28 protein-coding genes are annotated in these 26907 nt (G+C 67.7%); 27 read left to right on the plus strand and 1 reads right to left on the minus strand.

Features of this window, described 5'->3' with window-relative positions; all coding sequences use genetic code 11:
- Nucleotides 1-95 precede the first annotated feature (95 nt).
- The 3 genes from ACFYOJ_RS27660 to ACFYOJ_RS27670 all read left to right on the plus strand — a co-directional run bounded on the left by ACFYOJ_RS27660 (nucleotide 96) and on the right by ACFYOJ_RS27670 (nucleotide 6919).
- Nucleotides 96-1214 (plus strand): hypothetical protein, encoded by a 1119-nt coding sequence (locus ACFYOJ_RS27660; RefSeq protein ID WP_356555847.1) that lies wholly within the window; start codon nucleotides 96-98, stop codon nucleotides 1212-1214.
- An 813-nt stretch (nucleotides 1215-2027) separates the two neighbouring features.
- Entirely contained in the window at nucleotides 2028-4106 is a 2079-nt protein-coding gene (locus tag ACFYOJ_RS27665; protein ID WP_356555845.1) for an ATP-binding protein, read from the plus strand.
- Nucleotides 4107-5461: 1355 nt separating this feature from the next.
- Nucleotides 5462-6919 (plus strand): hypothetical protein, encoded by a 1458-nt coding sequence (locus tag ACFYOJ_RS27670; RefSeq protein WP_356555843.1) that lies wholly within the window; start codon nucleotides 5462-5464, stop codon nucleotides 6917-6919.
- Between the two features lie 62 nt (nucleotides 6920-6981).
- On the opposite strand, the gene ACFYOJ_RS27675 is transcribed toward ACFYOJ_RS27670, so the two are convergent.
- On the minus strand, nucleotides 6982-8646 hold the full coding sequence (locus ACFYOJ_RS27675) for an MFS transporter (RefSeq protein ID WP_388598146.1): 1665 nt from the start codon (nucleotides 8644-8646) through the stop codon (nucleotides 6982-6984).
- On the opposite strand from ACFYOJ_RS27675, the gene ACFYOJ_RS27680 reads away from it, so the two are divergent.
- From ACFYOJ_RS27680 to ACFYOJ_RS27795, 24 genes are all read left to right on the plus strand, one after another.
- A complete protein-coding gene (locus tag ACFYOJ_RS27680) occupies nucleotides 8582-9703 on the plus strand; it encodes a phosphoadenosine phosphosulfate reductase (RefSeq protein WP_356555840.1) in 1122 nt (373 codons plus the stop codon). The genes ACFYOJ_RS27675 and ACFYOJ_RS27680 overlap by 65 nt on opposite strands.
- A 196-nt stretch (nucleotides 9704-9899) precedes the next feature.
- A complete protein-coding gene (locus ACFYOJ_RS27685; protein WP_356555838.1) occupies nucleotides 9900-10433 on the plus strand; it encodes a hypothetical protein in 534 nt (177 codons plus the stop codon).
- A 101-nt stretch (nucleotides 10434-10534) separates the two neighbouring features.
- Nucleotides 10535-11077, plus strand: a complete 543-nt coding sequence (locus ACFYOJ_RS27690) for a hypothetical protein (protein WP_356555836.1) — start codon at nucleotides 10535-10537, stop codon at nucleotides 11075-11077.
- 101 nt (nucleotides 11078-11178) lie between these two features.
- Nucleotides 11179-11511, plus strand: coding sequence for a hypothetical protein (locus ACFYOJ_RS27695; protein ID WP_356555834.1), 333 nt, complete (start codon nucleotides 11179-11181; stop codon nucleotides 11509-11511).
- A gap of 743 nt (nucleotides 11512-12254) precedes the next feature.
- The gene (locus ACFYOJ_RS27700; RefSeq protein ID WP_356555832.1) at nucleotides 12255-12584 is read left to right on the plus strand and encodes a hypothetical protein; all 330 of its coding nucleotides are present in this window, start codon (nucleotides 12255-12257) and stop codon (nucleotides 12582-12584) included.
- A gap of 786 nt (nucleotides 12585-13370) precedes the next feature.
- A complete protein-coding gene (locus ACFYOJ_RS27705) occupies nucleotides 13371-13622 on the plus strand; it encodes a hypothetical protein (protein WP_356555831.1) in 252 nt (83 codons plus the stop codon).
- A 119-nt stretch (nucleotides 13623-13741) separates the two neighbouring features.
- Nucleotides 13742-14026: a hypothetical protein gene (locus tag ACFYOJ_RS27710; protein WP_356555829.1), complete on the plus strand. Its 285-nt coding sequence runs from the start codon at nucleotides 13742-13744 to the stop codon at nucleotides 14024-14026.
- A 160-nt stretch (nucleotides 14027-14186) separates the two neighbouring features.
- Nucleotides 14187-14348 (plus strand): hypothetical protein, encoded by a 162-nt coding sequence (locus ACFYOJ_RS27715; protein ID WP_356555827.1) that lies wholly within the window; start codon nucleotides 14187-14189, stop codon nucleotides 14346-14348.
- Between the two features lie 73 nt (nucleotides 14349-14421).
- Nucleotides 14422-15489 carry a hypothetical protein gene (locus tag ACFYOJ_RS27720; protein WP_356555825.1) on the plus strand — a complete coding sequence of 356 codons (1068 nt, stop codon included), beginning with the start codon at nucleotides 14422-14424 and terminating at the stop codon, nucleotides 15487-15489.
- A 69-nt stretch (nucleotides 15490-15558) separates the two neighbouring features.
- Nucleotides 15559-15849 carry a hypothetical protein gene (locus ACFYOJ_RS27725; RefSeq protein ID WP_356555823.1) on the plus strand — a complete coding sequence of 97 codons (291 nt, stop codon included), beginning with the start codon at nucleotides 15559-15561 and terminating at the stop codon, nucleotides 15847-15849.
- A gap of 213 nt (nucleotides 15850-16062) precedes the next feature.
- A complete protein-coding gene (locus tag ACFYOJ_RS27730; protein WP_356555822.1) occupies nucleotides 16063-16680 on the plus strand; it encodes a hypothetical protein in 618 nt (205 codons plus the stop codon).
- Nucleotides 16670-16822, plus strand: a complete 153-nt coding sequence (locus ACFYOJ_RS27735) for a hypothetical protein (RefSeq protein WP_356555821.1) — start codon at nucleotides 16670-16672, stop codon at nucleotides 16820-16822. Before ACFYOJ_RS27730 ends, ACFYOJ_RS27735 begins: the two co-directional genes overlap by 11 nt.
- 220 nt (nucleotides 16823-17042) lie before the next feature.
- Nucleotides 17043-17453 carry an SsgA family sporulation/cell division regulator gene (locus ACFYOJ_RS27740; RefSeq protein WP_356555819.1) on the plus strand — a complete coding sequence of 137 codons (411 nt, stop codon included), beginning with the start codon at nucleotides 17043-17045 and terminating at the stop codon, nucleotides 17451-17453.
- A gap of 161 nt (nucleotides 17454-17614) precedes the next feature.
- Nucleotides 17615-18073, plus strand: a complete 459-nt coding sequence (locus ACFYOJ_RS27745) for a hypothetical protein (protein WP_356555817.1) — start codon at nucleotides 17615-17617, stop codon at nucleotides 18071-18073.
- Nucleotides 18074-18169: 96 nt separating this feature from the next.
- A complete protein-coding gene (locus tag ACFYOJ_RS27750) occupies nucleotides 18170-18700 on the plus strand; it encodes a hypothetical protein (RefSeq protein ID WP_356555815.1) in 531 nt (176 codons plus the stop codon).
- A 303-nt stretch (nucleotides 18701-19003) separates the two neighbouring features.
- Nucleotides 19004-19927 (plus strand): hypothetical protein, encoded by a 924-nt coding sequence (locus ACFYOJ_RS27755; protein ID WP_356555813.1) that lies wholly within the window; start codon nucleotides 19004-19006, stop codon nucleotides 19925-19927.
- A 182-nt stretch (nucleotides 19928-20109) separates the two neighbouring features.
- The gene (locus ACFYOJ_RS27760; protein ID WP_356555812.1) at nucleotides 20110-20865 is read left to right on the plus strand and encodes a hypothetical protein; all 756 of its coding nucleotides are present in this window, start codon (nucleotides 20110-20112) and stop codon (nucleotides 20863-20865) included.
- A gap of 269 nt (nucleotides 20866-21134) precedes the next feature.
- The gene (locus ACFYOJ_RS27765) at nucleotides 21135-21596 is read left to right on the plus strand and encodes a hypothetical protein (protein ID WP_356555810.1); all 462 of its coding nucleotides are present in this window, start codon (nucleotides 21135-21137) and stop codon (nucleotides 21594-21596) included.
- On the plus strand, nucleotides 21593-21949 hold the full coding sequence (locus tag ACFYOJ_RS27770) for a hypothetical protein (protein ID WP_356555809.1): 357 nt from the start codon (nucleotides 21593-21595) through the stop codon (nucleotides 21947-21949). The genes ACFYOJ_RS27765 and ACFYOJ_RS27770 overlap by 4 nt, the downstream gene beginning before the upstream one ends.
- 294 nt (nucleotides 21950-22243) lie before the next feature.
- On the plus strand, nucleotides 22244-23056 hold the full coding sequence (locus ACFYOJ_RS27775; protein ID WP_356555808.1) for a hypothetical protein: 813 nt from the start codon (nucleotides 22244-22246) through the stop codon (nucleotides 23054-23056).
- Nucleotides 23057-23592: 536 nt separating this feature from the next.
- On the plus strand, nucleotides 23593-24120 hold the full coding sequence (locus ACFYOJ_RS27780; RefSeq protein ID WP_356555807.1) for a hypothetical protein: 528 nt from the start codon (nucleotides 23593-23595) through the stop codon (nucleotides 24118-24120).
- Between the two features lie 141 nt (nucleotides 24121-24261).
- Nucleotides 24262-24963 carry a hypothetical protein gene (locus ACFYOJ_RS27785; RefSeq protein ID WP_356555805.1) on the plus strand — a complete coding sequence of 234 codons (702 nt, stop codon included), beginning with the start codon at nucleotides 24262-24264 and terminating at the stop codon, nucleotides 24961-24963.
- A gap of 42 nt (nucleotides 24964-25005) precedes the next feature.
- Nucleotides 25006-25428 (plus strand): hypothetical protein, encoded by a 423-nt coding sequence (locus ACFYOJ_RS27790; protein WP_356555803.1) that lies wholly within the window; start codon nucleotides 25006-25008, stop codon nucleotides 25426-25428.
- Between the two features lie 584 nt (nucleotides 25429-26012).
- Complete coding sequence (locus tag ACFYOJ_RS27795; RefSeq protein WP_356555801.1) at nucleotides 26013-26723, plus strand: hypothetical protein; 711 nt, start codon at nucleotides 26013-26015, stop codon at nucleotides 26721-26723.
- Nucleotides 26724-26907: the final 184 nt, after the last annotated feature.

Raw genomic sequence — 26907 nt, forward strand, 5'->3', positions numbered from 1 at the left:
GGACTGGCATCAGCCGCTTCCGCGCGCTGAGCCCCCGCTGCCCGAACGGAGCTGTACACGGCTCCCAGACGACAAACCGACCGACGGAGCGCGCCATGTCCAGCACCCCGAGCTTGAGCGAGCAGTTCGCCCGGCGGCTCAGTGCGCTGCCCGAGATCATCACATTTCAGCAGATTGCGGACGTGACCCTTCGGGACGTGGACGCAGTCCGGCGGTGGCAGACATGGCCAGGTTTTCCCCCGGAGGTCGACCGCGACGGGCCTCACGGAGCCCGGCGTTTCAATCGTGACCTGTTCGGTGCCTTCTACATCGCCGCGAAACTCTCTGCAGACGAAGCTGGCACCGCTCCCGGCCCCAAGGCCGCCGACGCCCTCGGGGAGATTCCCGCTACCCCTGGGCTCCGCCTGACCGCCAGCGAGATCGCGGCCCTACGCAAGGTCAGCATCGCCGCAGTCCACAAAGCCGCGTCTAGTGACGGTTTCCCAAGGCCTGTCGGAGTACGCAGCGTGTGGCGGACAGTGAAGACGTTCATCGAACGAAGCCAGTCGGAAACGGTTCCAGAAGAGGCGCTACTCGAGCACGACATCAAGCAGCTCACCCTCGAACGTCTCGCCCGTGACGGAATGCTCGAGCGCACGCGGGAGATCCGCTACCGACTCACTCCGGCGGGCCGCAGAAACTCGCCTCGCGTCGGAACCAAGCAGTATCTCGCCTGGGAACTCCTCAAGGAGTGCTATCCGCAATCGTTGCTCATCGACGACATCGTCAAGGCAGGTGTCTCACGCACCAACTTCGCCGCCATGGTCGCTCGAGGCGATGCAGAACTGGCTCCGAGGGTCACCTACCGCCTGACCGCGAAAGGCCGCGACAACGACCCGGTAGTAGAAGGGCACGGCGAAGGTGAGTACGAGTACGACGCAGCTCAAGTCGCGAGCTTCTACCGGGGAGAGCTCCGGGGGGAAAGGAAGCGCTTGGGCCCACTGACCGCCGGCCACCTTGAGCAGTGGGCGCAGCAGGTCGGCAACACCTGCATCCGCGTCGAGATCGCCCAAGCGGCAGGGCGCTCCGATGCTTGGGTCGCGAAGCGCTTGAAGCGCGAGGGGGCTCCCGCCCCCTTGGGGCGAAGGCATCTGATGGTAGGCCGGAGTGCCTACGAGTACGACACCAGCACGATCGTCGACTGGCTCAAGGAACAGTTCTCCATCCAGGACTAGCCATGCCGGCCTTGGCAGCCACCAGCAGCAGTCGACCGATAGAGCTGAACGAGCTGCACCGGTCAACCCGTGGCCGTGCTGGTTTGGCGTGCCAACTGGCCGACTTGCCCATGGATCCGCGGGGAGACGAGGGCAGCTAAGCCCGACGGCAAGCCGTGGGCCGCAGCTGGGAGTAGGAGCATCAACGAGAAGGGACCGCTTCCCCGCGCGTGCACTGGGTGAACTGCCCACGTCCGTGAGCTGAGCGATCGCGAGCATCCCGCTCGTTCACAGATGGCGGCCATAGCCGAGCGGGGGCTCGTTGCTGATCAGCCTGGACGCCGGCCACGCCCCAGTCTCTCGCCGTACCGACCAGGAGGCCAGGGGCCGGACCGTTGCCCTGACTGGTGAAGCGCCGCAGCCTTGACGTCTGCTTCTCCAGCGGCGGATGGGTCGGTGCCGCTCGGGCAGGGTCGCCCAGGGGCTGCTGGACACTCCCGTTTGCGGCCTACTGCCTTGTCAAGGCCTTTCGTTCTGCGGGCCCGGACATCTGGGGGTCTGAACGTCCGGAAGACGTCGGACAGGTAGAGCTGGCAGCGCAGGCGAAGCTGCATGCCACCTGCCTCCACCACGCCAGCTCTGCCCGGGGGTGGGGCGATCCCAACCCAAGGAGAGCGGGAGCAGAGCCTGGACCCGCCACACGAGCGTGGCGGCACCTGAATTCAACCTCTCCAGCTATCGAATAAGTGACTTCGAAAACATAGTTTGCAGGTGTCCGGCTGATCGGACCAGGACCGGAAATCCGGCTCCTGATCGCTCCCACCTGGAGATTCCATGACCACGCCCACGGCCACCCCCGCGCCCGACAAGGCACGCAAACTTGAGTACCCCATGGCGTCGGACTACGTGAAGGACTGGACCGCCAAGCGAGCCCTCAAGGAGTTGGTCTCCAACGCGATCGACGCGTCCCCCACCTACAGTGTCACCTGGTCAGAAGGGCACCTCACGATCGAGGACGACGGGGCGGGCATCCCCTACGAGGGCCTGCTGTTCGGCGGCTCGACCAAGGACTCCCGCCACATCGGACAGTTCGGCGAAGGCAAGAAACTCGCCTTGCTCGTGCTCGCCCGAGACCCCCAGATCGGCGCGGTGACCGTGGAGACCGTGGGCTACAGCTTCAGCGCTGGACTGGAGGACAGCGACCTGCTCAAGAACATCAGTGCCCACGGCGGCACGGACAGCGCCCGCGTGCTGACCCTCATGTTCACGGACAACCAGCGCGTCCGAGGCACCCGCATCACGGTCGAATGCGACCAGCAGCTCGCCGACGAACTCATCTCTGAGATCCGCTACTTGAACGAAGCGAACTACAGCCCGCCCCAGGGCACGGCGACCATCGTCCTCGACGGCCAGCCGGGACGAATCTGGGTTGGAGGGATCTTGGTCACCACTGACGTCCGTCTGGTCGCGAGCTACGACCTCCCTCTGGCCACCGCTAAGGAGCACCAGAACCGCGACCGGACCATCGTCAGCAGCCGGGTCCTGGAGCAGCACATCCGAGCCGCGCTCGCCCAGTGCACGAGCCTTGAGGTCCTGACAAGGTTCGTCGACCACGCCCTCAACGACGGCGAGCTCGCCGGTCCCGAGGCGTTCTTCACCAGCGTCGCCTCCTACGAAGTCCGACAGTTGTTCCGTGAGATCGGCCAGAACCGATGGCCCGACGGACGGGTCTACCACAACGCCCGCAACCTCGCGCAGGAAGCCGAACTCGGTCTTCAGGACCGGGGATGGAAGTGCATCACCAGTGGCCTGAACCCCACCGAGCACCGAGCCCTCATGCACCTGCTTGGAGTGGGGGACCCGCCCCAAGCCGAGGCAGCCTCCCGCACCCGTGAGGCTCCCACCCGCACAACCATCTGGACCACGATCACCAAGCTCAGCCACTCACACCGCCGAACTCTGGACCTTGCCCGAGGCATCATGGAGGCCACCTTCGGGCGCGGCTGCCTGGGCACCCTCCGAGTTTTCACCCACCACGAGGCTGGGCAGAATGGCTGCTCTGCACGCGGCGCCTACTGGCCCACGACCGACACGGTCGGCATACAGGACCACCTCCTCGACGACCTCACCGACACCCTCCAGACCCTCTTCCACGAGTACGGCCATCGGTACGCCGCCCGCACCCCCGGCTTCCAGAGCTTCTTCGACCGCACTCGGGATTTTGAGAGGGCACTCTGCATCGCAGCGTCCCTCGCCCTCACCCAGCTGGGAAACCGTGAGCACCGGAAGATCCCGCTCGTGGACGCCGAGGTCTGGGACGCGGAGAAGCTGCCCGCCGGGGCCTACCTGACCACCGCGCATCGGGAGACCAAGCCGGTGACCACCGCCACCCTGCGACGCGAGCACGCCAAGGCGCAGGCGCCCGAGCCGCGCCGACTGCTGGCGGACCTCGTCACAGCGCGCTTGGCGTCCGTCCGCCAGGAGACGGGCAAGACCCTGACCGAACTGATGAAGCCCCTCGCCCTGCAGACACGGCACCTCGGGCTCATCACCCGCCCGCACCCCGCCGGATACCGCCGCGCCCACGGATTCGCCACACTCCCCGAGTACGCCAAGTCCCAAGCGCTCGGCCGACTCCTTGGCATCCACCCGCCAGTCTTCTACCTGGCCCACATCGCCGTAGAAGGCCCCCTGTACAACGTCCGCAACAAGAGCGACCGGAGCTGGCGCGAGCCCCTCGCCTCGGGAGCCGCGAGCGCCGTCCGCGACCTGCGGGCACTGGGCGGCGTGTACGCCGCACAGGCCGACGCCATCGAGGCCACGGCTGCCGGACGAACGCCCTACGACAGCGAGGGCAGCTGGCTGGCACCGGTCACGGTACTCATCAAGGCGGAAATGGACCGCCTCAAGTAGCCGCCACATCACTTCTGCGGCCGGGGCAGGCAAACATGCTGCCCCGGCCGCAGACCGGTCGAACAGCTCGGCGTTGCTCAACGCCATGCTCCTCCCAGCCTGGTCCAACTCCTCTTGGTTGCATTCCCCACCCGGGCCGAACAGGGTTCGGCGGCTCGAATCCACGGCCTAGCGGAGATTGCGGGGCTCAGGGGTCCGCGCCAAGGCCGCTGCATCCGCGGCCGAAAAACAGCCCCTGGCCACACCTCTCAGCCAGGCCAGACCACCGACCATTCCGCATCGCTTCACGACGACAGGACTTTGCCGTGAGCCTCAACAACCACCAACTTGCACTCCCGTTTCCAGAGCCCGACGCTTGTCAGCGCTGGAACCGTGGCCGGCACAGTTGGCGCCGAACCAGCGACGGCGGCTTCGACCCCGACGCGTACCGTGTAGCCGAACTCGCGGGCCCTGCCATTGGTGCTGCCCGCTCTTTCGTACAGACCCACCACTACAGCAGCACCTGGCCGCCAGTCAGTCTCTGTTATGGCCTTCTTGATGTAACCGGCGTGCGACCGCTTCTCGTGGGGGTTCTCACCCTTGGGATCCCGATGCGCCAGGCCGTACTTACCGGGCCCTTTCCAGATCTAATCCCGTATCAGCAGTCCGTCGAACTGAACCGGCTCGTTCTACTCGACGAGGTGAAAGCGCCGGCTGAGAGCTGGTTCGCAGCGCGCTGTTTCCGGCAAGCATACTCTCAAGGCATCCGCGGGATAATTGCTCATAGCGACCCTGAGCCCAGGCTCCGCCAGACTCCGCATGGCCCCGAACAGCTCTTCCCCGGGCACGTAGGCATCATCTACCAAGCTCTAAATATGCGCTATCTGCAGCGCACCAGAGCCAGGACTCTCACCGTACTCCCAGACGGGACTGTCCTGGCTGAACGTACCTTGGCAAAGATCAAATCCAATCACTCCGGTCATGCGGGCGCTGAACGGCGGCTTGAGGCGTTTGGGGCCCGTCCGCGGCGTCCAGGAGAGCCGGGAGATCACTGGCTCACCGAGATCCTCCCACAGGTCGGCGCCGTGTCGATGCGCCACGGGGGTAACCACCGCTATGCCCTTCGGCTGCGCCCCTCCAGGCGGCAGCGCTCGCTCATGCCGGAGAGCTTCCCCTACCCCAAGCGTGACGCCGCCTGGTGAAGATGTCGTGCCCGCACAGAAATGGCGGGGCGGCAGAAAGAGGAGATGGGTTCCGCCTAGAAGTTCTACTCCCGAGCTTAGCTCTCTAATTCTCTGAAATCATTGAATGGCGTCATCCCTGTAAATACCTTGCAAGTCGTAAGGGCTTGCAAGGTATCAGGCAAGGAGGCGCTGGTGAAGACGGTGCAGACAACTGGGCTTGGAGCGGACAGTTGGGCGATAACACTTAAATTCCTGGATGACCCGGAAAGGTACGGCTTGAAGCCTGACCTGTCCGATCTGGTGGTCGTTCACGCAGTCACCGGCAACGAATTTCCGGATACTTTGGAAACCGCAGAGAAATACCTATTGCCCCGCCTGCGGGAAGCCAATGTTCGAATGGTGCAAGTCAGTCGTATGGGTTCGTCTGACGCGGACGGAATCGCTGTCCTTGCGGATACCCGGAAGCCCGATAAGGTATTCCAGCAAGGTCCGTGGCGCCTGTCTGACTGGCTTACGCGCGCCGGAACGGTTCCCCAGGTCGCAAATGGCCGCCGGACCTGCTCGATACGCTCGAAAGGCTGGGTGCTGGACAACATCCTCGACTACCTGCTTGAGGGCGACGAGTGCCGCCGCGCCATCGGGTACAACAATGACGAGATCGCCCGAATGATTAAGGACAGCAGGATTCAGAACGAGGTGAATGAGGCCGCAGGAAGAACTATCTGCACCCCGTACTACCCTCTCATTGATGATGAAATGGGGCGCTCGGAAGTAGAGCGATACGTCCTTGAGCGCGCGGGAGTAACCGTCAACAAGTCATATTGCTGGATGTGCCCATTCTCGGGTGTCGCAGCGTCCAGAGAGCGACACGAAGCACGGCTGCGTCAATACCCGGAACATGCAGCCTACGTGCTGCGAATGGAACAGGCTTCGCTCGCCCTCAACGAGAATTCCTCGCTGTATGCGACCTCGACACTCCTCAGTCGGCTGCTTGAGGACCCCGCAAACGAAGCCATCATCGAGACTTACCGCCGCTCCCTCGACGTGGCTCCGCACGCCGTCTACGAGGTACGCCGGGTCTACGATGCCGCACGCACAGACGACTGCCGCCAGCATCATGGCAAGAAGTGCAGCACCCCGCGGTGGTGGTGCCACGCGCCCCGCACTGAAACCTGCCAACGGGAACACCCTCCTCTCGAGCACGTCATCGGACACGACGAGCAGGGCGCCCCGCTTCATCGGGTCGACCCGCCGTGGTGCGGAGGCTCGGCCCAGTGCCGAGGTGAGGCGAAGAAGGGAGTTGCCTGGCGGTCGGTGCGCACCCTGTTCGAGGGGTCCCGCAGCGACGCGGAAGCCCTGGTGCGGAAGTTCGCGGCCCGCCGGGGAGCCGAGCTGGGGCGGGGAACGACCTCCGGTATCGAGCGCGCACACTACCTCCGCCGGGGCAGTGGCTACCCGTGTGCTGAGGCGTATCTCGTGGCCGCTCCCGTTGGCATCGCCGACAAGGAACGGCCGGGCTTCGAGGCGATGTGGCTGAAGACCACTGGCCGCTCGGGCACTTGGTATCCGCCGCTGCGTGACTACGCTCCTGTCGCCAGTGAGCGGCTTGGCGGCCCAGTGCCGATCGTTCGGCTCGACCTGGCTGCGTGACCGTGCGGGGGAGGGGCCCGGCTGTGACCGGGCCCCTCCCCTTCTCGTTGGTGCTACCGCCTTCAGACGGGCGCTACCGCGTCGTGTAGGCGGTCCGCAGCAGAGGATGGTCCGGAGCGAGCCGCAGCCGGTCCCTTGGCAGCCCGGGCGCGAAGCCGGCCGCCGGCGATAAGCAGTACCAGCGCGGCAGCGACGGAGGCCCCAAGCGCAACGCCATAATGTCCGTCAGCCCATCCAGCTGCAGCCGACCCAGCCGCGATGCCCAGATTGATCGCTGCTATCAGCCAGCCGAACGCCTCAGTCGCCGTACCCGCCGGGGCCACCATGTTGATGACGAGGCAGGCCACACACACCAGAGTCGAGAAACACACCCCCGGAAGGACCACGAGAGCCGCGGAGGACGCAGCATGCGGTCCCCACAGCATCGGAACCCATGCAACGGCATGTCCGACAGCCAGCAGCACCAGATGCGTCAAGGGGGACCCGGGCCAACTCCGCGCACCGTACGCGAGCCCTCCGACCAGGCCGCCGCAGGACATGATGGCAGGCAGGGCGCCGGCGAGCCATGTGACGTCCAGAACCTCGCCTTGAGCCGCAGCGCAGACACGTACCGCGCCGACTACCCCTCCAGCGCATACCAGAGCACCCAGGAGCACGAGGACTTCCGGGCTGCGCAATGGGCCGAGCCAATGGCGCTCCGTCACAGCGAGAGGTCTCAGCTCCCGGGCAGGCCGTGACAGCCCAAGGGACAGCCCTCCAACCAAACCGACCGCCGCGGTAGCAGCAAGCGCTCCCCCAGGAGTAAACCCGGCGAGCAACGCGGCCAGCAGGGGCCCCGCCACGTAGACGGCCTCCTGCGAACCATTGTCCAGGGCATACGCCGCGCGAACATACTCGGGGCGGGCAGGGAGGATCCTCGGCCACAGTGTGCGCAGCCCCGACTCCAGCGGAGGGTTCGAGAGGCCAGCCACGGCTGCCAGCACCACGCTGAGCCCGCGGCTCTCAGTGCCAACGACCGCCAGTGCCCCGAGCGCGCAGGAGGCCGCGATCGCGCCAGAGACAATCGGCAGGGTAGGGCCTCGCCGATCCGCGACACGTCCGAGGACTGGTTGTCCGACGGCGAAGGCCACCAGATACACGGCGGAGAGTGCCCCGCCGAAGCCGAGAGAGCCGTGATCAGCCTGAGCCACGAGGAGCAGGCTCACCGGAGCCATTGCGTTGGGCAGGCGCCCCACCAAGGTGGAGAACAAAAGGCGAGCCGCGTATGGCGCACGGAGCAGACGCCCATAACTGACGCCGGAACTCAGAGGGCTTACACCCTGGCAATCGTCCGGTCTGCTCACATCAACTCCTTGCCTCGGACTACGACGGGCTGGGCATGGGCCGCCCTGGACCGGAGGTCGGAGAGCGCGGTAGTCGACGCTCCCCAAGCACATGCGGCACGACAAGAACCGGACGACGGGAAGCTGGCCTGCTCCTGCGGGGCGGGAGGGTTCCTCGGCACTGTCCCGTCCGGTGGGAAGAGCCTCCTGACTACGGCGCCGCCCGCCCGCAGGCGCTACACAGAACGAACATCGACGCGTATTGAATGAAGCAGGCTTAATAAATAGATTGCAGTGAGTTCGCCGCTCAGAAGACCCACGACCACGCGAAGGAACCCTCGTGACCTCTGAAACACATTTCGACCTCGCCGCCCGGCCTCCCGCCGTTGAGCAGGGCAATACCATCACCGATGGTCCTACACCTGACCTGACCCAGTACGACGTGATCACTGCCAACCTGAGTGGAGGAAAAGACAGCTGGCTCATGGAGTGCCTGGCGATGCAGGAGGCTCGCGAAGCAGGAGTGGTGGATCGCGTCTACAGCTTTCACGCCACGCTGGGAGCGCTCGAATGGCCTTCGGTCCAGGTCGGAACCGAGGTCTTCCCCAGCGTCAGTACTCTTGCGGCTCTCCAAAGCAGTGCCTCGGGTCTGCCGGCGAGCCGTCATCTGGAGCGAACGAAGATGACCCAGGACGAAATGCCTGCAGTCTACGACTTGCTCACCTATATTGCCGCATATGGCCGCTTCCCCCGCCTCGGTACACGCTTCTGCACCAAGGCCTTCAAAGAGCAGCTTGAAGAAGCCGCGATGACACCGATAATCAACAACTTGAAGGTGACTCTCGGCCTAGCCCACACACCGACCGCCCGCAAACTGACCCGCCCGGTCCGCCGTCTCAAAGTGCTCGGGCTGCGCAGCGAAGAATCCCGGGATCGAGCGGAGCGTCCCGGTTACCGCAACATCAGCAGCAACTCGATACGGCACACCGACGAATGGTGCCCGGCAAAGGACTGGACGACCCAGGACGTCAAGGACTTCCACGCCGCCTCCGGTCTCCAGCACCACTGGACCTACGACTCGTTTCCCGGCGCGGGGGACTGGGCAGGAACCAGCCGCTGCTCCTGCAGTTTCTGCATCCTGAGCTCGAAGCGAGATCTGATCATCGCGGTAAGGCGCCGTCCCAGACTCGCCAACCTCATCGCCCTGGTCGAGGCAGTCCGCGGCGACACCTTCCAAGCCGGGCGCTCCATGCACGACCTTATTGACCTGGCACGGAAGAAGGGAGGACCCGACCCCGGAATTGTCCTCGATGACGAGACGCCCGAGTTCGAACGGATGGAAAAAGCCGTACGGATGGCTCTCTCCCAGCCACCCCGGAAAGAGATCGAACGGGCCACCCTGAACCGCCCCCGTCTTCCTCTTCTGACCGAGCAGAGCGCCCCTTGCGGCGCCCGTTGCTAAACACAGTCAGCACGAGCTCGCCGCCCGCCTCCAACTGCGGGCGGCGAGCCCCTCGGAGGGCCGCTGGTCGGCCTCGCCCCAACTCACGAAGAGCTCGCCCGAAGCCTTGAATGCGCTCAGTCGCCTCCCTACCTTCACCCTGCGCCATCACACCGGTGGCCCCAGCAACACCAACCTCACGCAAAGGAATCGCCCCATGGGAAACGAAAGCCGCCGCGCCTACCTGCACCTCGCGACCTGCCCAGCCGACCAGCAGCCGCGCCTGCACGCACTGCTGACCGGACGCGGCTTCCGCGAGGCTCCCGCCGCCTCCATGCCTCCGCAGCTCACCGACGACTCCCTGTACACCTGCGACACGTTCCCCGTCGGCACCGATAATGCCGCGAACAGTGGCGAGTTCGCCCATACGACCATGATGCGCGCCCTGATCGAGTGCGCGCCTGGGGCGTCCTGGCGCTTCTGGAGCGGCATCGGCTATGCCGACGGAATACAGATCATGGGGGAGCTCAACCTGCACCACCCGTTCCTGGGGCCATTCCCAGGCCCTCACGACTCTCTGGACTGTGACGAGGACGGCCGTGTGTGCTTTTCTGCGGCCGCCGTCGAAGGTTTGCTCCAACGGTCCGCCGCGGGCGAGGCAGTCGACCTGGCTTCTGTTACCGGAGCTCAGTGGGAAGCCCTCATCAGCCAGGAAGCACGGGCCCAGACTGCATCCCACCTGGACACCTGACCGAACGCACTCTGCGAACCCATCACGAAGACAGCACCCCGAACGCAGTGCCCGGGCGCCGCCACGACCGCGACGCCCGGGCCCGATCAGAGGAACAACCGATGGACCTGTCCATGCCACCTCTCGGCGCCACCTTCACCGCTCTCGCGGAAGCTGATCTACGGAGTCTGGAAGACCGCAGCGACACAGAGCTCGCCACCATCAGGGCGCGCGCCACCGAGATACTCGTGGCACGCCGACAGACCGCTGCCGCGAGCGCACTACGCGAGCTCCTTCAGTCGTCCAACCCTCCCCAGGCTGGCCTTGCCCGTGCGCTGGTCCAGCCTGACCGGACCGGACACTTCGTGCTCCACTACGACGGCGGAGGCGTCCAGGCGCTGACCCTGGATACGGAGCACACCCCCTTGCTGAACGCCGCCATCGATGACCTGGTCGAACTCGGGACAGGGATGATCGCAGGCCGCCTCCTCATCAGGATGTCGGCTCCCAACCCGGCAAAGGGCCTGCCTTGCACGGTGTGCGACGCCACATCCTGCGGGGCGCCGGACAACCTGCCCGCCGGCAGGTGCGCGGCCTGTGAAGCACACCTGCACCACGAGCACAGGCTCCGCGGCGTGAACTGCTCGGAGTTCATCCCATTCTGAGCACAGGACTCGAGGCGCCAAGATTCCCGTATCGTCAGCCGCCCCGCAACCTCGTGAACGCCCGGAGTATCAGTACCCTAAGTGATGTTGAAGGAGCCGACATGACAAGCGTTGGATGGCTGCAAGAGAACCTGCACGCTGTCGTAGATGGGTTCGTCGCGAACCCCGACCAAGCCCAGCCCCAGATCGTTACTACCGAAGACGGCGAGCTCGCGGCAGTTCTCATGCCCCTGCCGCTACTCGTGGCGCTACTCCGAGCCGAACACATCGACAACGCCGACATTGTGGACCTCGCCGGCCAACGCGTCGCCGAGGCCGGGGAAGAGGGCGTCAGCCTCGAGCAACTCACGCGGCTCGTGGCCACGCACGACCCCGAAAACGCAGCAGAACTGCTGCGGGATCTCGGCCACGCGAGCGAGGACCGGCCCGGCTGACGGAGGCCAGCACGATGAGAGGAGACCGCTTCCGAAGCCACCACCTACCGCAAGTCGGCGCTGACATCGCAGCCCTCCGCGACGTCCAACTGCAGAGAATCGCCCTCATCCGCATCGGACAGCTCGCCGCCGAGGAAATTCGAGGAAGGCAGCTGAAGAAGCTACCAGCCTGGCCCGCTGAACTGGGCAACTGCTGGAAGCTCTACTTCGACCTCCACGAACACGACGTCGGTCGTCGCCTTAACCGCCAGGCCCCGCGGTACCGCATCGTCTACCGTTTTCTCCCTCCATCCGACGACCCCCAGAACGTAGACCGCCGGCCGCGGCTTCAAGTCCTGGCAGTCGGCCCCCGCCGACAGGCCGAGGTGTACGAACGCGCAGCTGCACGGCTCACTCTCCCCGACGTGAAGAGAGAGCGGGCCGTCCAACCCGAAGAGCGCGCGCCCGAACCGCGGCCAGGCCGTCCAGCGCTGGCGCCCGGCGCCGCACGATTGGCAGCGCTCGCACGCGATTCGGCGCAGGCCTCGCGTAGCCGGACCGAGCAGCTCCGTACATCCGTTCCTCCGCCCCCACCACATCCACCACGTCAGCGATCCAGAAGCACCTTCCCGCCGTCGCGTCCGCCTGCCCAACCACAGACACCTCCGCCTCCCTACCTGGGAACCCCCATGAGGCCAGGGCCGTGAGCAGTGCGGCTGGCCCTGGCCCACCCTGATCAATCAACGCAACTGAGGAGCCCACCGATGCCGAACGCCAAGCTCGCACGACGCGTTCACGCCCACCTGCACGACAACCTCGCCGCGACGGAGGAGGACCTGGCCCTCGTGACCCTCCGCGTGGCGCGTGACCTCAACGGCCAGGCCGACGACGCGCACCCCATGGCCATGCCGCGGAATGCCGGCCACGCGCTGAGCCTCGATGCGCTCGATACAGCCCAGCTCTTCTCACCCGGCCTGACACGCACCGCCGCACTGGACGCGCTCGGCCAACTGGCCAGTGGAGCTCCGGCCATAGACTGGGACACAATCCTGGACCCCTACGGCGTAGACAGCACGACGGGCGCAACGACCTGAACGCTGCGGGTCGCTACAGCAGTCTCACCGAACACGACACCAACGCAGCCATCGATATCTCTGACCAGCTCGGACACGGATACCGCAGCAGCGCCCCCTTCGCGACCACCGACGTCGACGAGGTCTGCTCGTGCGTTTGTTCCGAACGTGCCGCCGCGAAGACCGGCTCAACAAGGGCATCTCGTCCAAGTGGGTTGGGGACAACGACAACCCCGAGCATCCTGGCGTAGAAGGCTGGAGTGTCGCTCGCTGCGTGATGCCAGTAGACGCCCGCAACACCTCCCACACGTGCCCGCCCCAGGCAGATGCGGCCATGTCGGAGCGGAGAACCACGTCACCCAAGCGAAATTCGAGTGCGTCAAGTGCGGCCTGGTGGAGAGCGCCGACCGCGTGGGCGCACTGAACGTCCTGCACAACCGGAACCGGTCCTCTGCGACGGTGCTTAACCACTGACGGAGGAAGACCTCGACCTTAGTTGGGGTGGAGTCACCGTCGTATGGTTCCGCGACCGCCGGGAACCGCTCCCCAATCCTGCGTCCTCTGACTGGTGGATGACGATCGGCGCAGCCCGGCAGACGCTGATCAGCAAGAAGAGAGCAATGCACCATGGAGGTGCGGCATCGGAGCGCCATCCCATGCCGCAACTTCGGGCGCCCAGCCGGCCAGCCGGGCCGGCGGTGAAGCAAATCGGCATCTTTGAGGCCGACTTATTGAATGGCGAGTCTCGTTTATATAGATTGCAGTTGACCGACCGCCCCATCAATCACCCATCTCAGAGGAGACACCGTGGCCAACAAGCGATCCAGCCAGCCCGAGACCGCCGCCGCCAGCTATGCGCTGGCCACCGAAACCGCTGGCCTACTCGCCGATGCGATCGAGAAGCACTACGACCGATCCGCCTCGGGCTATGCCGCAGCGCTCACGAGCCTCTGCGCGTTGCACCAGCTCCAGCTGGCCCGGGAGTGCCCCAACTGCCAGGGCAACGGAGTCGTCGACGGGGATTCCTGCCCCAACGTCGTCGCGCATCCTGCGGCCTGACAGGCCTGCCTCACGGGCCCGTTGGGCGCACGTCCCACGGGCCCGGCCAAGGCCGACCGCGTCCATTGCCCTCGCACCCGTCCCCCTCCCGTCCCCACCATCCCAAGAACAGGGCGCAGATGACCTCTGTCCAGATGCTCCTACTGACCGGCGCGCTCCTCGGCCTGTCCCTTGTGGCCTTCGCAGTCTGGGGCCCCAGATCCGCCCACCGCTGGCTGCTCGCAGTCTCAGCGGGATTCACCCTGACAGGCCTCGCCGGCCTGGCGTACGGGCGGAACTCCGCGCTCGAGCTGATCGGCGCGTGCCTGTGGTTCCTGCTCGCCGTGGCGACCTGTGAACGCCCGCACGACAACTCGACAAACCGCCGAGGCACCCAGCGGCCCGGCACAAGTAGCCGCCCCTAGCCGAGGTGGCCAGCAGACCTTCCCAGCAGCCCTGCGCGTCCCACCTTGTACCTACCCAGCCGCCACTCCGCCACTGTTACCAAGCCCGAGCAGCTCACCCCGGCGCCCCCGACCTGCTGTCCATGCAACATCCCGCAAGTCCTCGGCCGACCACGAGGCGATGACGCGGTGGGCGACGTCTGCGGAGCTGCAGGCCCGCAAGGCGGCAGCCGCCCGGCGGCAGGCCCCGCTCGTGGACCAGCTCCGCCGTCAAGAGCGCCAGCAGCGCGTCGAGGCCGAGCGGCAGGCGCTCGAGGCGGCCGGACAGTCCGGCCTGTTCTGACACAGCCAGCGGGGCCGCGACGTTCCCCCAGACGGCCCGGCACTCCACCACCCCACGTCCCAGGAGGACACCGATGGAACCCATCGCCTTCACCGCGAAGGACATCCACACCCTGCGCCAGGCCGCCCGGTACCTGCGCGCGATGGAGCTGCAGCTCCCGGACACCGCGCACAAGAACACCCACCTGGGCGTGCTCACGTCTGCGATGTGGCTGGACCACCAGGCCGACGAGCGGGCCGCCGCGCCGCAGCCCCCGTCCCGGCAGACCCGCCGCCCGATCTTCAACCACCTCGTTGCCCCCGAGGCCGGCGGGCCCGTGTTCCACGTCAGGGTGAAGGCGATGCTCGACGAGCACGAGGCCGCGGTGCGAGCCGAGACGCTCGCCGAAGTCGATGAGCGGCTGGCCGCGATGACCCTGCCGGAGTACCTGAAGGGCACGTTCGACGCCGGGTCGTACGGCGAGGCGTGGCGCCACTGCCGGAACGTCGTGCAGGAGTTGGCAGCCGTCGCGGGGGGCGCGCGCTCGCCCGCCGAGGAGGAGCTGTTGCGGGTGCAGGGCGCGATGCTCGCCCTGCACCCGAAAACCGCCAACCCCCGGCACGGGTGCTGTGCCTCGCCCAAGCTGTGCAGCGGCCACCGGCCGGAGTGCCGGAGCAGCGAGCACCAGATCGGCGGCAAAGAGCCGTGGCCGTGCCAGTCGCTGCGCGCCGTCGGCATCTGCAGCGACGAGAACGCCCAGGCCGTGCGCCAGGCCCTGGCCGCCCTCGAGCGACAGGCCGACCCCCACGGCCACCCGAGCCGGAAGAAGACGAACCGCAGCCGCACCGTGCACGCCACCCGGCAGCTCGACGACGGGATCGGCGACATCGGCGCGTGCGGCATGTACTTCCCCACGGACACCGTGAGCAGCCTCGAGGACCCCGGCACCGAGGTCTCGTGCCAGGCGTGCGTCAAGGTGCTCGCCCGCAAGGAGCTCGCCGACGCCAAGCTGAACGCCGCTCTGGCCGGGCCGGACGGGTGCAGCCGCAACGTGATCGACGGGAACGTCGGCGACCACTTCTTCAAGAAGGGTGCCCTCTCCGACTCCCCGGTCGCCTGCATCTACTGCGGCACCCCCAAGCCGGACGCCACCGACGAGTAGTCGCCCCGGCCGGGCGCCGCCGCGCGCCCGGCCCCCTTCACCACCCGCACAACCGGCAGGAGATGCGAGATGACGACGCCGTACGAGCGCCTCATGGCCGAGGCCATCCCGACCGGCAGGTTCGGCGACTCCGTCCGAGAGGCCCGGCCCCCACAGCCCCTGATGACGACCCAGGAGCAGCAGGCCGCGCGCCGTGCCGCCCTGACCGACGCCCAGGCCGGTTGGCGCCTGCCGGACGCTGCCTCGCAGCGCAAGCGCAAGCGGTCCGCCCAGGTGGCCGCCGAGAAGGCCCGCGAGCGCGCGCAGGCCCGCACGCGTCACCTCCGCATCGTCGAGCCGAACGACACCCAGGCCGCTTGACCACCGCACGCCCAGGAAGGCACCGCCATGCGCTGGAACGTCACGCCCCGCCGCCGCAAGCCGAACTCCGGCCGCTGAGCCGACCGCACCGAGTACGCCCGCCACCGGCCGTGGCCGCTCGAGCTCCCCAGCCTGTCCGTCCCCCGCCCCGCCTGCCCCCCCCGCTCACCGCCGCGGTGCACCACCCGGCGGCCAACGAGAACGGAGCACCCCGTGCCCAAGCAACTCACCTACCCGTACACCTACGTCGACGGCCAGAACCACCGTCTGATCCTGCGCACCGCGGTCGACGGGAACGGAGAGCCGTACGTGTGGGTCGAGGCCACCAACCTCGCCCTCGGCGGGGACGAGGTCAGCGCCTGGCTGACGACCGAGCAGGTCGCCGAGCTCGACGCCGCGCTGAACACCGGCAGCGAGTACCGCGCCACCGACCACACGGGCGACGGTCTCAGCGTGACGCCGGGCACCACCTGGACCACGTTCACCGTGACCCGGCAGGCGAACGACGACGAGGGGGCCGCCGTGGTGCGCGTCGTCGTCCTCACCGGCCGGCTGCCGGAGTTGCGTGAGGCGCTCGCCATGACCGCGCAGTTCGCGCAGCAGCGCACCGCCGCCAGCGCGCGGAAGCCGTACGTGCTCACTCCGGCCGAGCACGACCGAGCGTGGCACGCGATCGAGGGCGCCGCCGGCGAGCCGGGGGCCGACCCGGGCACGATCCTGCGGGCCGTCCTCGGCGCGCTGCGGATCCTGCCGCCGAGCGCCGAGGACTGGCAGGCCGCCCGCGAGGAGCTGCACGGCCGTCCGGGCAGGACGCAGACCGATGGCCAGTGAGCCCGCCGCGGGCCACGTGCCCGCACCCTCCTACCTGGCCAACCGTGAGTGTGTGCAGTGCGGCCACTTCCACAACGAGCACGGCTCCACCCTCTACGACGATGCATGCGCGCGCTTCCGGGCTGACCTCGTTGCCCCCTGACCACACACCTGTCCCGAAAACTGCGCGGCCTCGGCGGCCTCCTGCCGCCCGTAGCCGTCTGCGGGTCGGGCGGTACGCGACACCCGCCCGACCCAGTAACCAGACGCCCGCCCGCGCGCGGCTGACCCGGCGCGGCAAAGCGCCGCTCCGGAGGCCCTGAGCGCTCTGCGGCGACACCCCAGCCCGACTGTGGCCCAGTACCCTCATATTGGAGCACCGAATGGAAACCCACTTCTACATGCGCCTTGGCTTCCCGGTAGCCGCGCGCGTGCTGACCCGCCTGTACTACTCGCCGGACATCCCGCTCTGCGTCAAGGTCACCTTCGACCTGGGCGGCGACCATGACCCCGTCGTATGGACCATCGGGCGGGAGCTGCTGAGGGACGGACTGAGCGGACCCGCAGGACTCGGCGATGTTCAGATCGGCCCTACTGGTCTGGATTCCCGCACACTGAGCCTTCGCCTGCATTCCCCGGACGGAACCGCCGAGTTCACCGTCCCTGGTCAGGCACTCGCCGACTTTCTCCGGCGGACCGCGAAGGCCGTGCCCTACGGCCGCGAGGCCGAAGTGCCCGGGTTCCTCACAAGCCTGGACCATGCGGTGGCCAGCATGCTCGCCGAGCCCTGCTGATCGGCCTCTCCCGCGTTTCCGCCCTTGCCGCCGACGCGGTAGACCGCCGCGCCGTACCCCACTCGCCCAGCGACAGATATTGAATGCAAACCGCCTAGTACATAGTTTGCAGTCTCAAGAGCGGATCTGCTCTCCTCCACCACCCGAAGGGAAGATGTCGCGTGTCCGTCGACGCCCATGCCACCGAAAGCGCCGAAAGCCACTCCCGCCCCCTGAACAGCAGCCCCACCGCCCCCTATACGCCGGGCGGGCTGCCCACCCCCGAGGAGGCCATGCGCTACCTGAACGGCACCTTCTCCTGGGACGCCTTCCACGGCCGCAACGCGGTCGAAGGGGCCATCGCCTGCATGTTCGGCATCGCGGTCGAGGACGCCGAGGCTCTCACCGGCTGGCTCATCGCCGCCGGATACCTCCTGGACGTCCGTTACGACCCCGCGACCGGACACGTCTCGCGCATCCTGCGGGGCCGCACACAGGTCTTCACCCAGGCAGTCGACCGAGGCTGGTGGGTGACCCGTCAGGGCCGTGTTCACACCCAGCCGCTCGCCCGGCCCGAAAAGGACGCGCCCCGCGCGGGGCTCTACCTGACGGCCTCCGCCGCCGAACGCCACTTCGCCTGACCCGCGACCGCCAAGGGGGCAACGGCGCGGCTCTGAGCCGCCCTTGCCCCCTTCTGAGCAGCACCCGGCATCTCGCCACCGACATCAGGAGAACCCTTGAGCAACACGCTTGGCCGCCTCGACCTCACCCCGATCAAGGCCGCCATCGACCTAGCCGAGACCTATGACCAGGACGGTGCCCCACTGTCCGCACGCAGGAACCTGCTGCACGCCCGCACCCTGCTGGACCGCATCGTTCGCAGCACCGGCGCGGTCCCTAAGAACTTCTTCGTCCCCGACTCGACGTACGTCCTCGGCGACGGTTTCACCGCACCTGAGGACACCCGCTACTTCCGCGTCGAGCACGTCATGCGCCATCCCGACCGCGGGATCTGGCGGGCCGTGGGCTGGGAGCGCACCGGGCGGCCGGAGGCGCCCTGGCACGGAGACTTTCACGATGAGGACGAGTTCGAGGACTGGACGCTCCTCCGGCACCATGACGCCTGTGCCTGTGTGACCCACTGCGACCAGGACCCGGCAACGGCCTGCTCACTGTCCGGCATTCGGCACGTGCACCCGGCCGTCCCCGGCCGCCCCGGTGCCTACGGACCGTGCCCTGACCACCCCGACGCCCCTGGAGACCACTGACGCCGGCCAGAGCCGACCGGGGGCGGGCACCTGCCCGCCCCCGGCGTAACCCGCCGACATTTCCCACTGCGTCAGCCACCTGGGGGCGCTCGCGCACGCTTTGGCGCGTACGAGAGCGAGCCCTCGTGGCCCTCGTGGTCCGGCCCCGTGGCTGTGGCGACGCGACGGCACGAGCTGCGCCTACGGCTCCTGAACCCTGCCGGATAGCTCCGGCGTCCCACCTCTTCGGGCTGCCCGGCCGGGCAGCCCGAAGCATCCAGCGCCTATACGGCCGCACGCCTTCGAACCCCCGGAGAGCAACCGATGAGTGACCGCACCCTGCCCGACGGCTGGACGATCCACACCCGTACCGCCCTTGGCCTGACCGCTCTCACCCTCCATGACGACGACGGCGAGTTCTGCCAGACCGACTACTACGAGCAGACAGGCTCACCCGCCCACCCCGACGCCCGCACCGTCATGCGAGCCCTGAACAACCTCCCTGCCCTAGACATCTACCGTGCGCTCGATGAGTGCCCCGCGTCCCTGCGCGACGCCGCCCAAGCACTCCTCAACGGTTACTTCGAAAACCTTGCCAAGACCCAGGCCCATGCCACCGCGCTGCGCCAGGCGATTCCCGACTTCGACGCCCTCACCACCCAGGTGCGCCGCGCGGTTCCCAACTGCCACACCGACGCCTACCGCAACGACGAGACCGGCCGCTACAGCCTGGTCCTGGCCGCAACCGGAGCCGCCGCCGGCCGACTCCTCACCCTCCTTGCCACCTGGCCCCCCGCCGCCCGGGCCGCGGACGACGAGCTGCCCGACGGCGTCACCGCCGACCTCGACGCGACCCTCACACTCACCGTCACCCTCGACGCCCACAGCACCCGCTCCTTCCTCGACTGGTACCGCAACGACCTCGGCCTCCCCGCCGACTTCGACACCGACAGCGCCAACCGCCGCGTCGGCGAGGCCGAGCTCGCCGCCCGCATGGCCCTCCACCTGCGGGAGACCGGGGTGGAGGCGGATACCGCGAACACCGGTTCCACCTTCTGGGTGGCTGTGGTGCCCCTCTCCGAGCGGCTCCACCTCGAAGTGTTCTGCCCTGAGGGTGAAGGGTGGAGCTGGACCCTGCACTGCGACGGCGAACAGATCGCTGCGGGCTACTGGTCCACGAAGAGTACGGCGGAGACCGCGCGCCACATCGCAGACCTCAAGGAATCCCTAGGCGTCGCCATCACCTGACAGCGTTCCCAGGCGCGCCCCTGCCAGAAGCCGCGCCCCCACCCGCGCGGCCTCGCGGGGCGATCCCCGGCCCACCGGGGCGGACACCCCGCCTCCCCCGGAGGCGGCCCACATCAACCGCGCGGCCCTCAACTCCCCCCGGTTCCATCCCAATCCCAAATCCCAACGAGGAGCTAGCCAAAATGACGTTCACTCACGACCGTGCCTTGCCCGACGGCTTTACTGTCCACCTCCGCACCGCCCTGAACATGACCGTGCTGACCCTGCACGACGGCGACGGCTGGGAGTGCCAGATCGGCTTCCACGCCAGCACCGAACTCGGCAGTCCAGAACTCACTGTCCGCGCGCTGAACGAGATCACCGACGATGCCCTGCGCGCCGCAGCCCTGGAACTGCTCAACAACTACTTCGCGCGCCGGACAACGGTCCACGCCAACGCCGACGCCTTCTCCGCCGCCGTACCCGACTGGTCCGACCTCACCGGCCGGCTGCGTCGAACCGTCCCTGACTGCCGAATCGACACCGGCCTTGACCATCAGGCCCTCGCCCTCACCATGACCCTGGCCGCCGATGGCCCGTCCGCGGGCCGACTCCTCACCCTCATCGCCTCCTGGCCCGAGGGTGCCGCCGAAGGCATCGACCGCGAACTCACCCAGACCGGCACCCTGACCGTTCGCTTCAGCCAGAAGCGCGCTCAGGACTTCCTCACCTGGTACCGCACCGAACCAGGCTTCAACGTCGATTTCGACGCCGATTCCGTCTACCTGCGCGACGGCAAGGACGAGATCGCCATGTGGACCGAGGCGGAATGGACAGAGGACCCCCGGCTGGTACTCGGCATCGTCAACGCCGTCCACATTGGCCACACTCAGGGCTCGGCCATACTGCGCGACGCGCTCGCCGCGCATCCCAAGGCCGCCTGGCCGCCCCTGCCCTGACCGGCGCGCCGCGCCCGGAGGCACCCTTCTTACCGCCGGGCACGAACCGTGCTGTCCTGCCGCCCGAGCGTCAGGCATGCGGAGCACTCGCCATGTATTGAATGGTAGCCAGTATTTTCATAGTTTGCGTGCGACAGGGGCTGTGGCCGCCATAGCCCCTGTCATACGCCCCCGGATCGCTTCCCGAGTCGTTTGGCTCAGGAAGCGATCCCTACCCGCCGCACCCGGAGCCCTCCCGCTCCGGACTCCTGCCGAGGAGCACACCCCTCATGAGCACACTCATCACGGTCGCCACGCCGGCCGCGCCAAGCCCGGACTGTACGTCCGCGCTCCGCGCCTGGCAGGAGGCCTTCCGCAAACGGAAGGCCGACGGCGTGTTCCGGCGCGCACTGGACCCGCTCGCCCGCCAGATACGCGCCCTGCTGGCCCAAGCCCCGACCGGAGGGAAGCCGCTGACATTCGATGCGCTGGACCAGATGCCCCAGTCCGCGCAAGATTTCTACACCGAGCTGATCGACGCCGCCGAGTCCCTGGCCGAGCTGATGGAAGACCACCTCCCCGACAAGGAGGAGGATCGTCACGCGGCCTTGGCGCTGATCGGGGACGCGCTTGGCGCCTTCCGTAACGCCACCACCCTGACGCTGATCGCCCGCTGTGGATGCCGGGCGTGCAAGCAGGCCCTCAAGGAACGCAGCCCCCGCATGGAGACGGAAGGCACGGGCACCCCATGAATCGCTTCACCTACCCCCGCACGGCAGCCACCATTGCGGACAACGCTCGCATGGCGCTCGCCGCCTATACTGCCGTTCCCAAACGCACAGCCGCGCACGACCTCCACCGAGGTATTCATGACATGTGGGGGTTCACCCACTTCGCCCGTTGCAACGGTGACGGACCGCAGTGGGACGACCTGAGCCAGCACATTCTTGCCACGTTGCAGGCGATCGGTGCCACCGGGAAAGGGCAGGACGTGGGGCGGCCCGCCGTTATCGAGTCCGCTACCCGCCTCGCTGAGCGCTTTGAGAAGACGGCGGGCATCGCCCGCCCCGCGGCTGCTCCCACACTGCCTGGCGACGCGAAGTGACGGCATAGCGGCTACGTCCAGTCGTTGACCAGCCAGCCAGCCAGCCAGCCAGCCAGCCAGCCGCACCGCCCGCACCGGCCCTCTCCGGCGCCCCGCGCAGGAATGGCACCCGATCACGACGTTCACCCCGGGCCCCGCCGCCATTGCGCCAAGAACGGCCGACAAGAAGGGGGAGTGACGCCGACATGAGGCCGCCTCGCCGGTGCGGACGGGTGAGGATGAGCCGTCTATTGAATGCATGTACGTGAGAACATAGTTTGCAGGTAATGCAACGGGTTGAGGGAAGGGAATCCCATGGCCGAGGTTTTGATGGTCGATGTCGCGCAGGCGGCTGTCGAGCTGACGGTATCTCGCCTTGATGAGAAGTACTCGCTGGTCTACATCGACCGTGGGGAACGCCTGACGGATGACCAGATCCAGAGGCTGATCGCAGGTGATGAGGAGGTCCTGGACGAGGACTGGGTGAGTGAGAACAGATGGCGCGGCGTAAATCACGTCCTGGACGAGATCTTGGACGAGGACGCCCGCGTCTTCCTGGAGGAACACGAGGCGCTGGAGCAGGTGCGCGAGGCGATCGAAGACCGCGACGAGTCGGATCCGATCCGCGACCTGATGCGTGAGACCGGCTCGAAGCTGTTCCGCTACAGGCTCGACGCGGAGGCAGCAGCGGGCGCATGGAAGTTCTCCGACGAGCAGGTGAGCAGCGCCGCGCGCGCCCTGGCGGAGGATGCCGGTGTCGTCTTCTGGGACAACTGCGAGGCCTTGCGGGAACTGGTGGCGCACGCCAGCTATGGCGGCAGTCTGTACGTCCTGTGGCGCGGCGACGTCAGGCCCGTGTACGACGCAATATGCACGGTGCGCTTCAGCGACCCCGCATCCAAGGTCACGGTCCAGTGGACCGATCCTGAACTGCTCCTGCTCGACCAGTGGAACGGGTCCGGTCACACGGTGCGCGTGCGCGGCACTGTACGTCTTGTCTTCGACCCAGACCGCCTTTGCCTCGACACCGCCCGCGGACAGGGCGGCTACTCCTGGACGGATGTGGTCGGGGACGGATATCAGCCCGAAGGTGACGAGCCCGACTTTATCGATCCGAGCACGCTGTAAGAGGACCAGGGCCGCCCGGCCTGTGCCGGGCGGCCGGAGTTCGGGCCCAGAGGGCCGCGCCCCGGGGGAAAACGGGGTCCCGCCCCGCTCTCGCCGGGGTCAATCCGACCGCACCGAGCGCCTCGACTGGAGTTGCACGGACGGGGCGTTCGCGACCCGTAGAGAGTTGGCGAGGCGGCCAACTCGCCGGCTGCCGTACGGGGAACGGCTGTCGGTCTGTGGCGCGACTTGGGCGACGGCAGGGCCGCCTACGTGGCGTGGCGGACGGAGGCGCCGGGGGTGTGGTGGTGTGCGGCCTGCCCTCCGCAGCCAGTCTGGCGTCCGCCCGTGGGATTCCGTCGGTATTCGCCACTCCCATATGTTGAATGCAGAGACGCGTAAGCCTAGTTTGTAGGTACTGAGAGCGGCCAGGCGGTTTCCCCGCCGGTCCGCCCCGGTGTACGGCCACGCACGGCCGGTCGGGCCTGGTCCCCTGTGCCCCCGGCCCGCGCTCTCTGTTTCTTGCAGCCCACCGTGAATCCGGAAGGACATCCTCTGTGATCTTCGACTGTTCCCGCTACGACGGTAAGGACGGCTACGCCTTCACCCACGCCGGCCGGTCCCTGTTCGCCCACCTCAAGACCGCTTCCCAGTGCGCTCCCCGGCCCGGCCCGGTCTGGGTGGTGCAGTACGCGGCCGATCACGACAGCACTGCGGCGGGCTCATTCCTGGTGCTCACCATCGACGGCATGACGTCCCGGGAAGATGCGGCAGCGAAGGCGGTGCGGGCGATCGACGCCGAAGACGCCTATATGAGGACCCCGCGCCAGACTGAACGGCACACGGACGCATTCGTGACTGGCGCCGAGGAGTTCGGCCCCCAGATATGCGCCGAATGCGGCTGGGGCGGTTACACGCCCATACCGGGCCGGTACTCCCTTGGACGCCCCGTCTACGTCTGCACAGCCATGGGGTGCGGGTACACCGTCGACCATTCCGCGTTCGATCTGTCCGACGGCGAGCGCCTGGACGTGCACGACGGCCGCCTGTACCTCGTCCGCCCCTATGACGGCGCCCCCTTCTAATCCCAACTGCGCCCCCGCCCCGGGCTCTGCGCCCGGGGCGGCCGGTTCGAGCCGGGCCAAGGGCGCTCACCCCCGACACCATGCCGATGAAACACAAATTCGTACTCACGGCGACGTCACCAGCCATGGAGGACAAGGCACATGCGTTACGAGGACATCACCCCGGACATGGGCGTCAAGCTGACTATGATCGACGGCATCGGCACCGTGCTGCACAAGCGGACGGCCCCCGCCGACGCCCCGGCCGACGCCGTATTCGTCTTCAGCAACAGCACCGGTGCCCGTGAGTGGATCGCGGCCGCCGACCTTGAGCCGAGCAACCGCACACCGGGCCTGCCGCACCTGCTCAAAGTCACCGACGGCACCGGGCGCACCGAGCACGACCGGGTGTTCTGGTACCTCGGCCGCGAGTACCGGGTGCACAGCATGTGGAACGACGGCACCGGCGGATGGACGGTCGAGCACGTCGCCGAGGACGGCACCCGCACCGTGATGATGCGCGATCAGCGCAACGCCTCGACCGCCATGCAGGCGACCGTCACCGCGATCACCGCCGCGCGGGCGATCCACGGGGGCGACGACGCGCCGGTCGAGTACCTCGTCGAGGCCAAGGACAAGAACGTGTTCCCGCTGCGCGCCACCGACCACCCCGAGGCGGACGAGGACGGCCGACTGCACGTCGCGAGCCCGGCCGAGGTGCCCGTGAAGGTCGCCGGGATCACGAAGGCGACCGCCCGCGACTGGATCACCGGCAAGGAGACGCGCCGCAAGGTCTACCAGTGGAACGCCTACCCGGTGTACGCCGACGGCTCGCTCGGACAGCCGACCCTCTACCGCGCCTGACCCTCACCCGCCCGCCCCGCACAGCACCGAAGGGATCCACCCATGGCCATGACCTACGACGAGGTGCAGCCCGACACCCGAGTCGTCTGCCACTCGCGCGGCGACATCAAGGGCACCGTCCTGCGCAAGTTCATGGGCGGCACCGACAACGCCGAGGAACTCGTCTACATTGACTTCGACGAGGGCGGTCCGGCTTACAACCGGCCCGAGCAGCTCAGCCCGCTCGACGAGCCCGCGTCCGAGCCGAAGCTGGGCCGCGCCTACCGGGGCAGCTCGTCGTTCTGGCTCGGTGGCCACGAGTACCAGGTGTTCAACACGACGGGCGTCGGCGACGTGCGCGGCTGCTGGGCAGTGATCCGCAAGCCGGGCGGGGGTGTGGCCCACACGAACGCCGACTACGTCGTGACCGGGTCCGTCACCCGCGGGACAGCGTTCGCCGAGGCGCTCGCCGCCTTGCGCGTCTGACCGCTCCGGAAGACGGACAGCGTCTCCGCCGAGGCAAGCGGCGGGGACGACCGCAGCGAAGTTCACCGCCCTGGCACCACCGTGGTGGACTACGCCCGAGCCGCCTTCCCGCGTGGCCGCCACCCTGGGCGGCACAGCCGAACAGTGATCCGGCACGGGCTGTAGAGGAGCCGGCTCGCGATGTCTTCGGCGGCCGACAGGTCCTTCGGAAGCGCTGACGCCCCACCCGAGCCCGGGGCCGGAACCAACCCGGCCCGGCCCTGCCAGCTCGCCCTCACGGCTGTGCCTGCCACCACAGCGCCGCCGCCAGCCCCTGCCGGCGGCGCCGGGGGGCGGGGCAGCAGAAAGGGGGAGTGGTCGCTGGTAGGGGCGCCGTGCCCCCTGTTTGCCAGATGTCCAATCGGGCAGTGCAGGAACCCCTCCCAAATCGTTGAAACGAACCCCTCCCAATCTGTTGAATTGAATGTGCCTATAAAATAGTTTGTCGGTGTCGGTTGGTGGCAACCTCCTGAGTCACTGCGCCCCGACACCCACAGTGGGGTGGTTCAACACTCCGCCGGACCGAACAAACAAGGAGCGATCACGTGGCCGCTGTACTGACCCGCACCCGTCCCGGCGCCGACCTGCACATGGGCGCGCTCCTGCGCGACGCACTGACCCGCTGCGGAGTCACCAGCCTCCGCGTAGAAAAGCCGTGGTCGACGCTGCCGAATGAGTACCTGGTGGCCGAGGTTCCCGGTCGGGCGCGGGTGTGGATCCACGCCGCCTCGTGTAACGGCGCCACCCACTACGACATCCCGCGCGATGAGTTGATGGCCGTGGCTGCCGTCGTCACCGATGAGACGAACACCCGTTTCGTGTATGACGGGTTCTCGGACGGCAACGCGCGGCCGGTGGCACAGGCCGAGGCGTGCGCGGAAGCCGTCGCCGCGTTCCTGGGCGTGCACGCCCCCGAGCCTGCGCGCGAGTGCCTGCACTGCGGGCGCCGTATCGAGTGGATCGAGGCGGATGGGCAGGGTGCTTGGTACGACTCGTCCAACTGGAACGGATGCGTGGATGGCGTAAACCTGCACGCCCCGGCGCCGCTGTGCTCCTGGTGCGAGGACTACGGTGTCATCGAGATCTTCCACGGTTCCACGGATGCCCTGATCGGTCACCGGTCGTGCGACAACCGGCCGTGTGTGAAGCGGCGCGCGAAGGCGGCGGCTGAGGCTGAGGCCGAGCGCGCTCGCGTCGAGGCTGAGGCGAAAGCGCACGAGGCTGTTTGTACACCACAGTGCTGCCCTCCCTTCTAGAGGATCACTCAGCCCCCGCCCCTCCGGCTGACCCACCGGCCCCCCGGCCTTGGACGGGGGCCGGGGACTCTGTTGTGGGGGGGGGGGGGGGGGGGGGGGGGGGGGCCCCCCCCGCCCCGGGGGGGGGGGGCCCCCCGGGTTTTAGCGCCCGAGAAGTTGGAAAAAAACAAGAAGCCGCAAAAAA

This window comes from Streptomyces sp. NPDC006384, assembly GCF_042870695.1.
Lineage (GTDB): Bacteria > Actinomycetota > Actinomycetes > Streptomycetales > Streptomycetaceae > Streptomyces.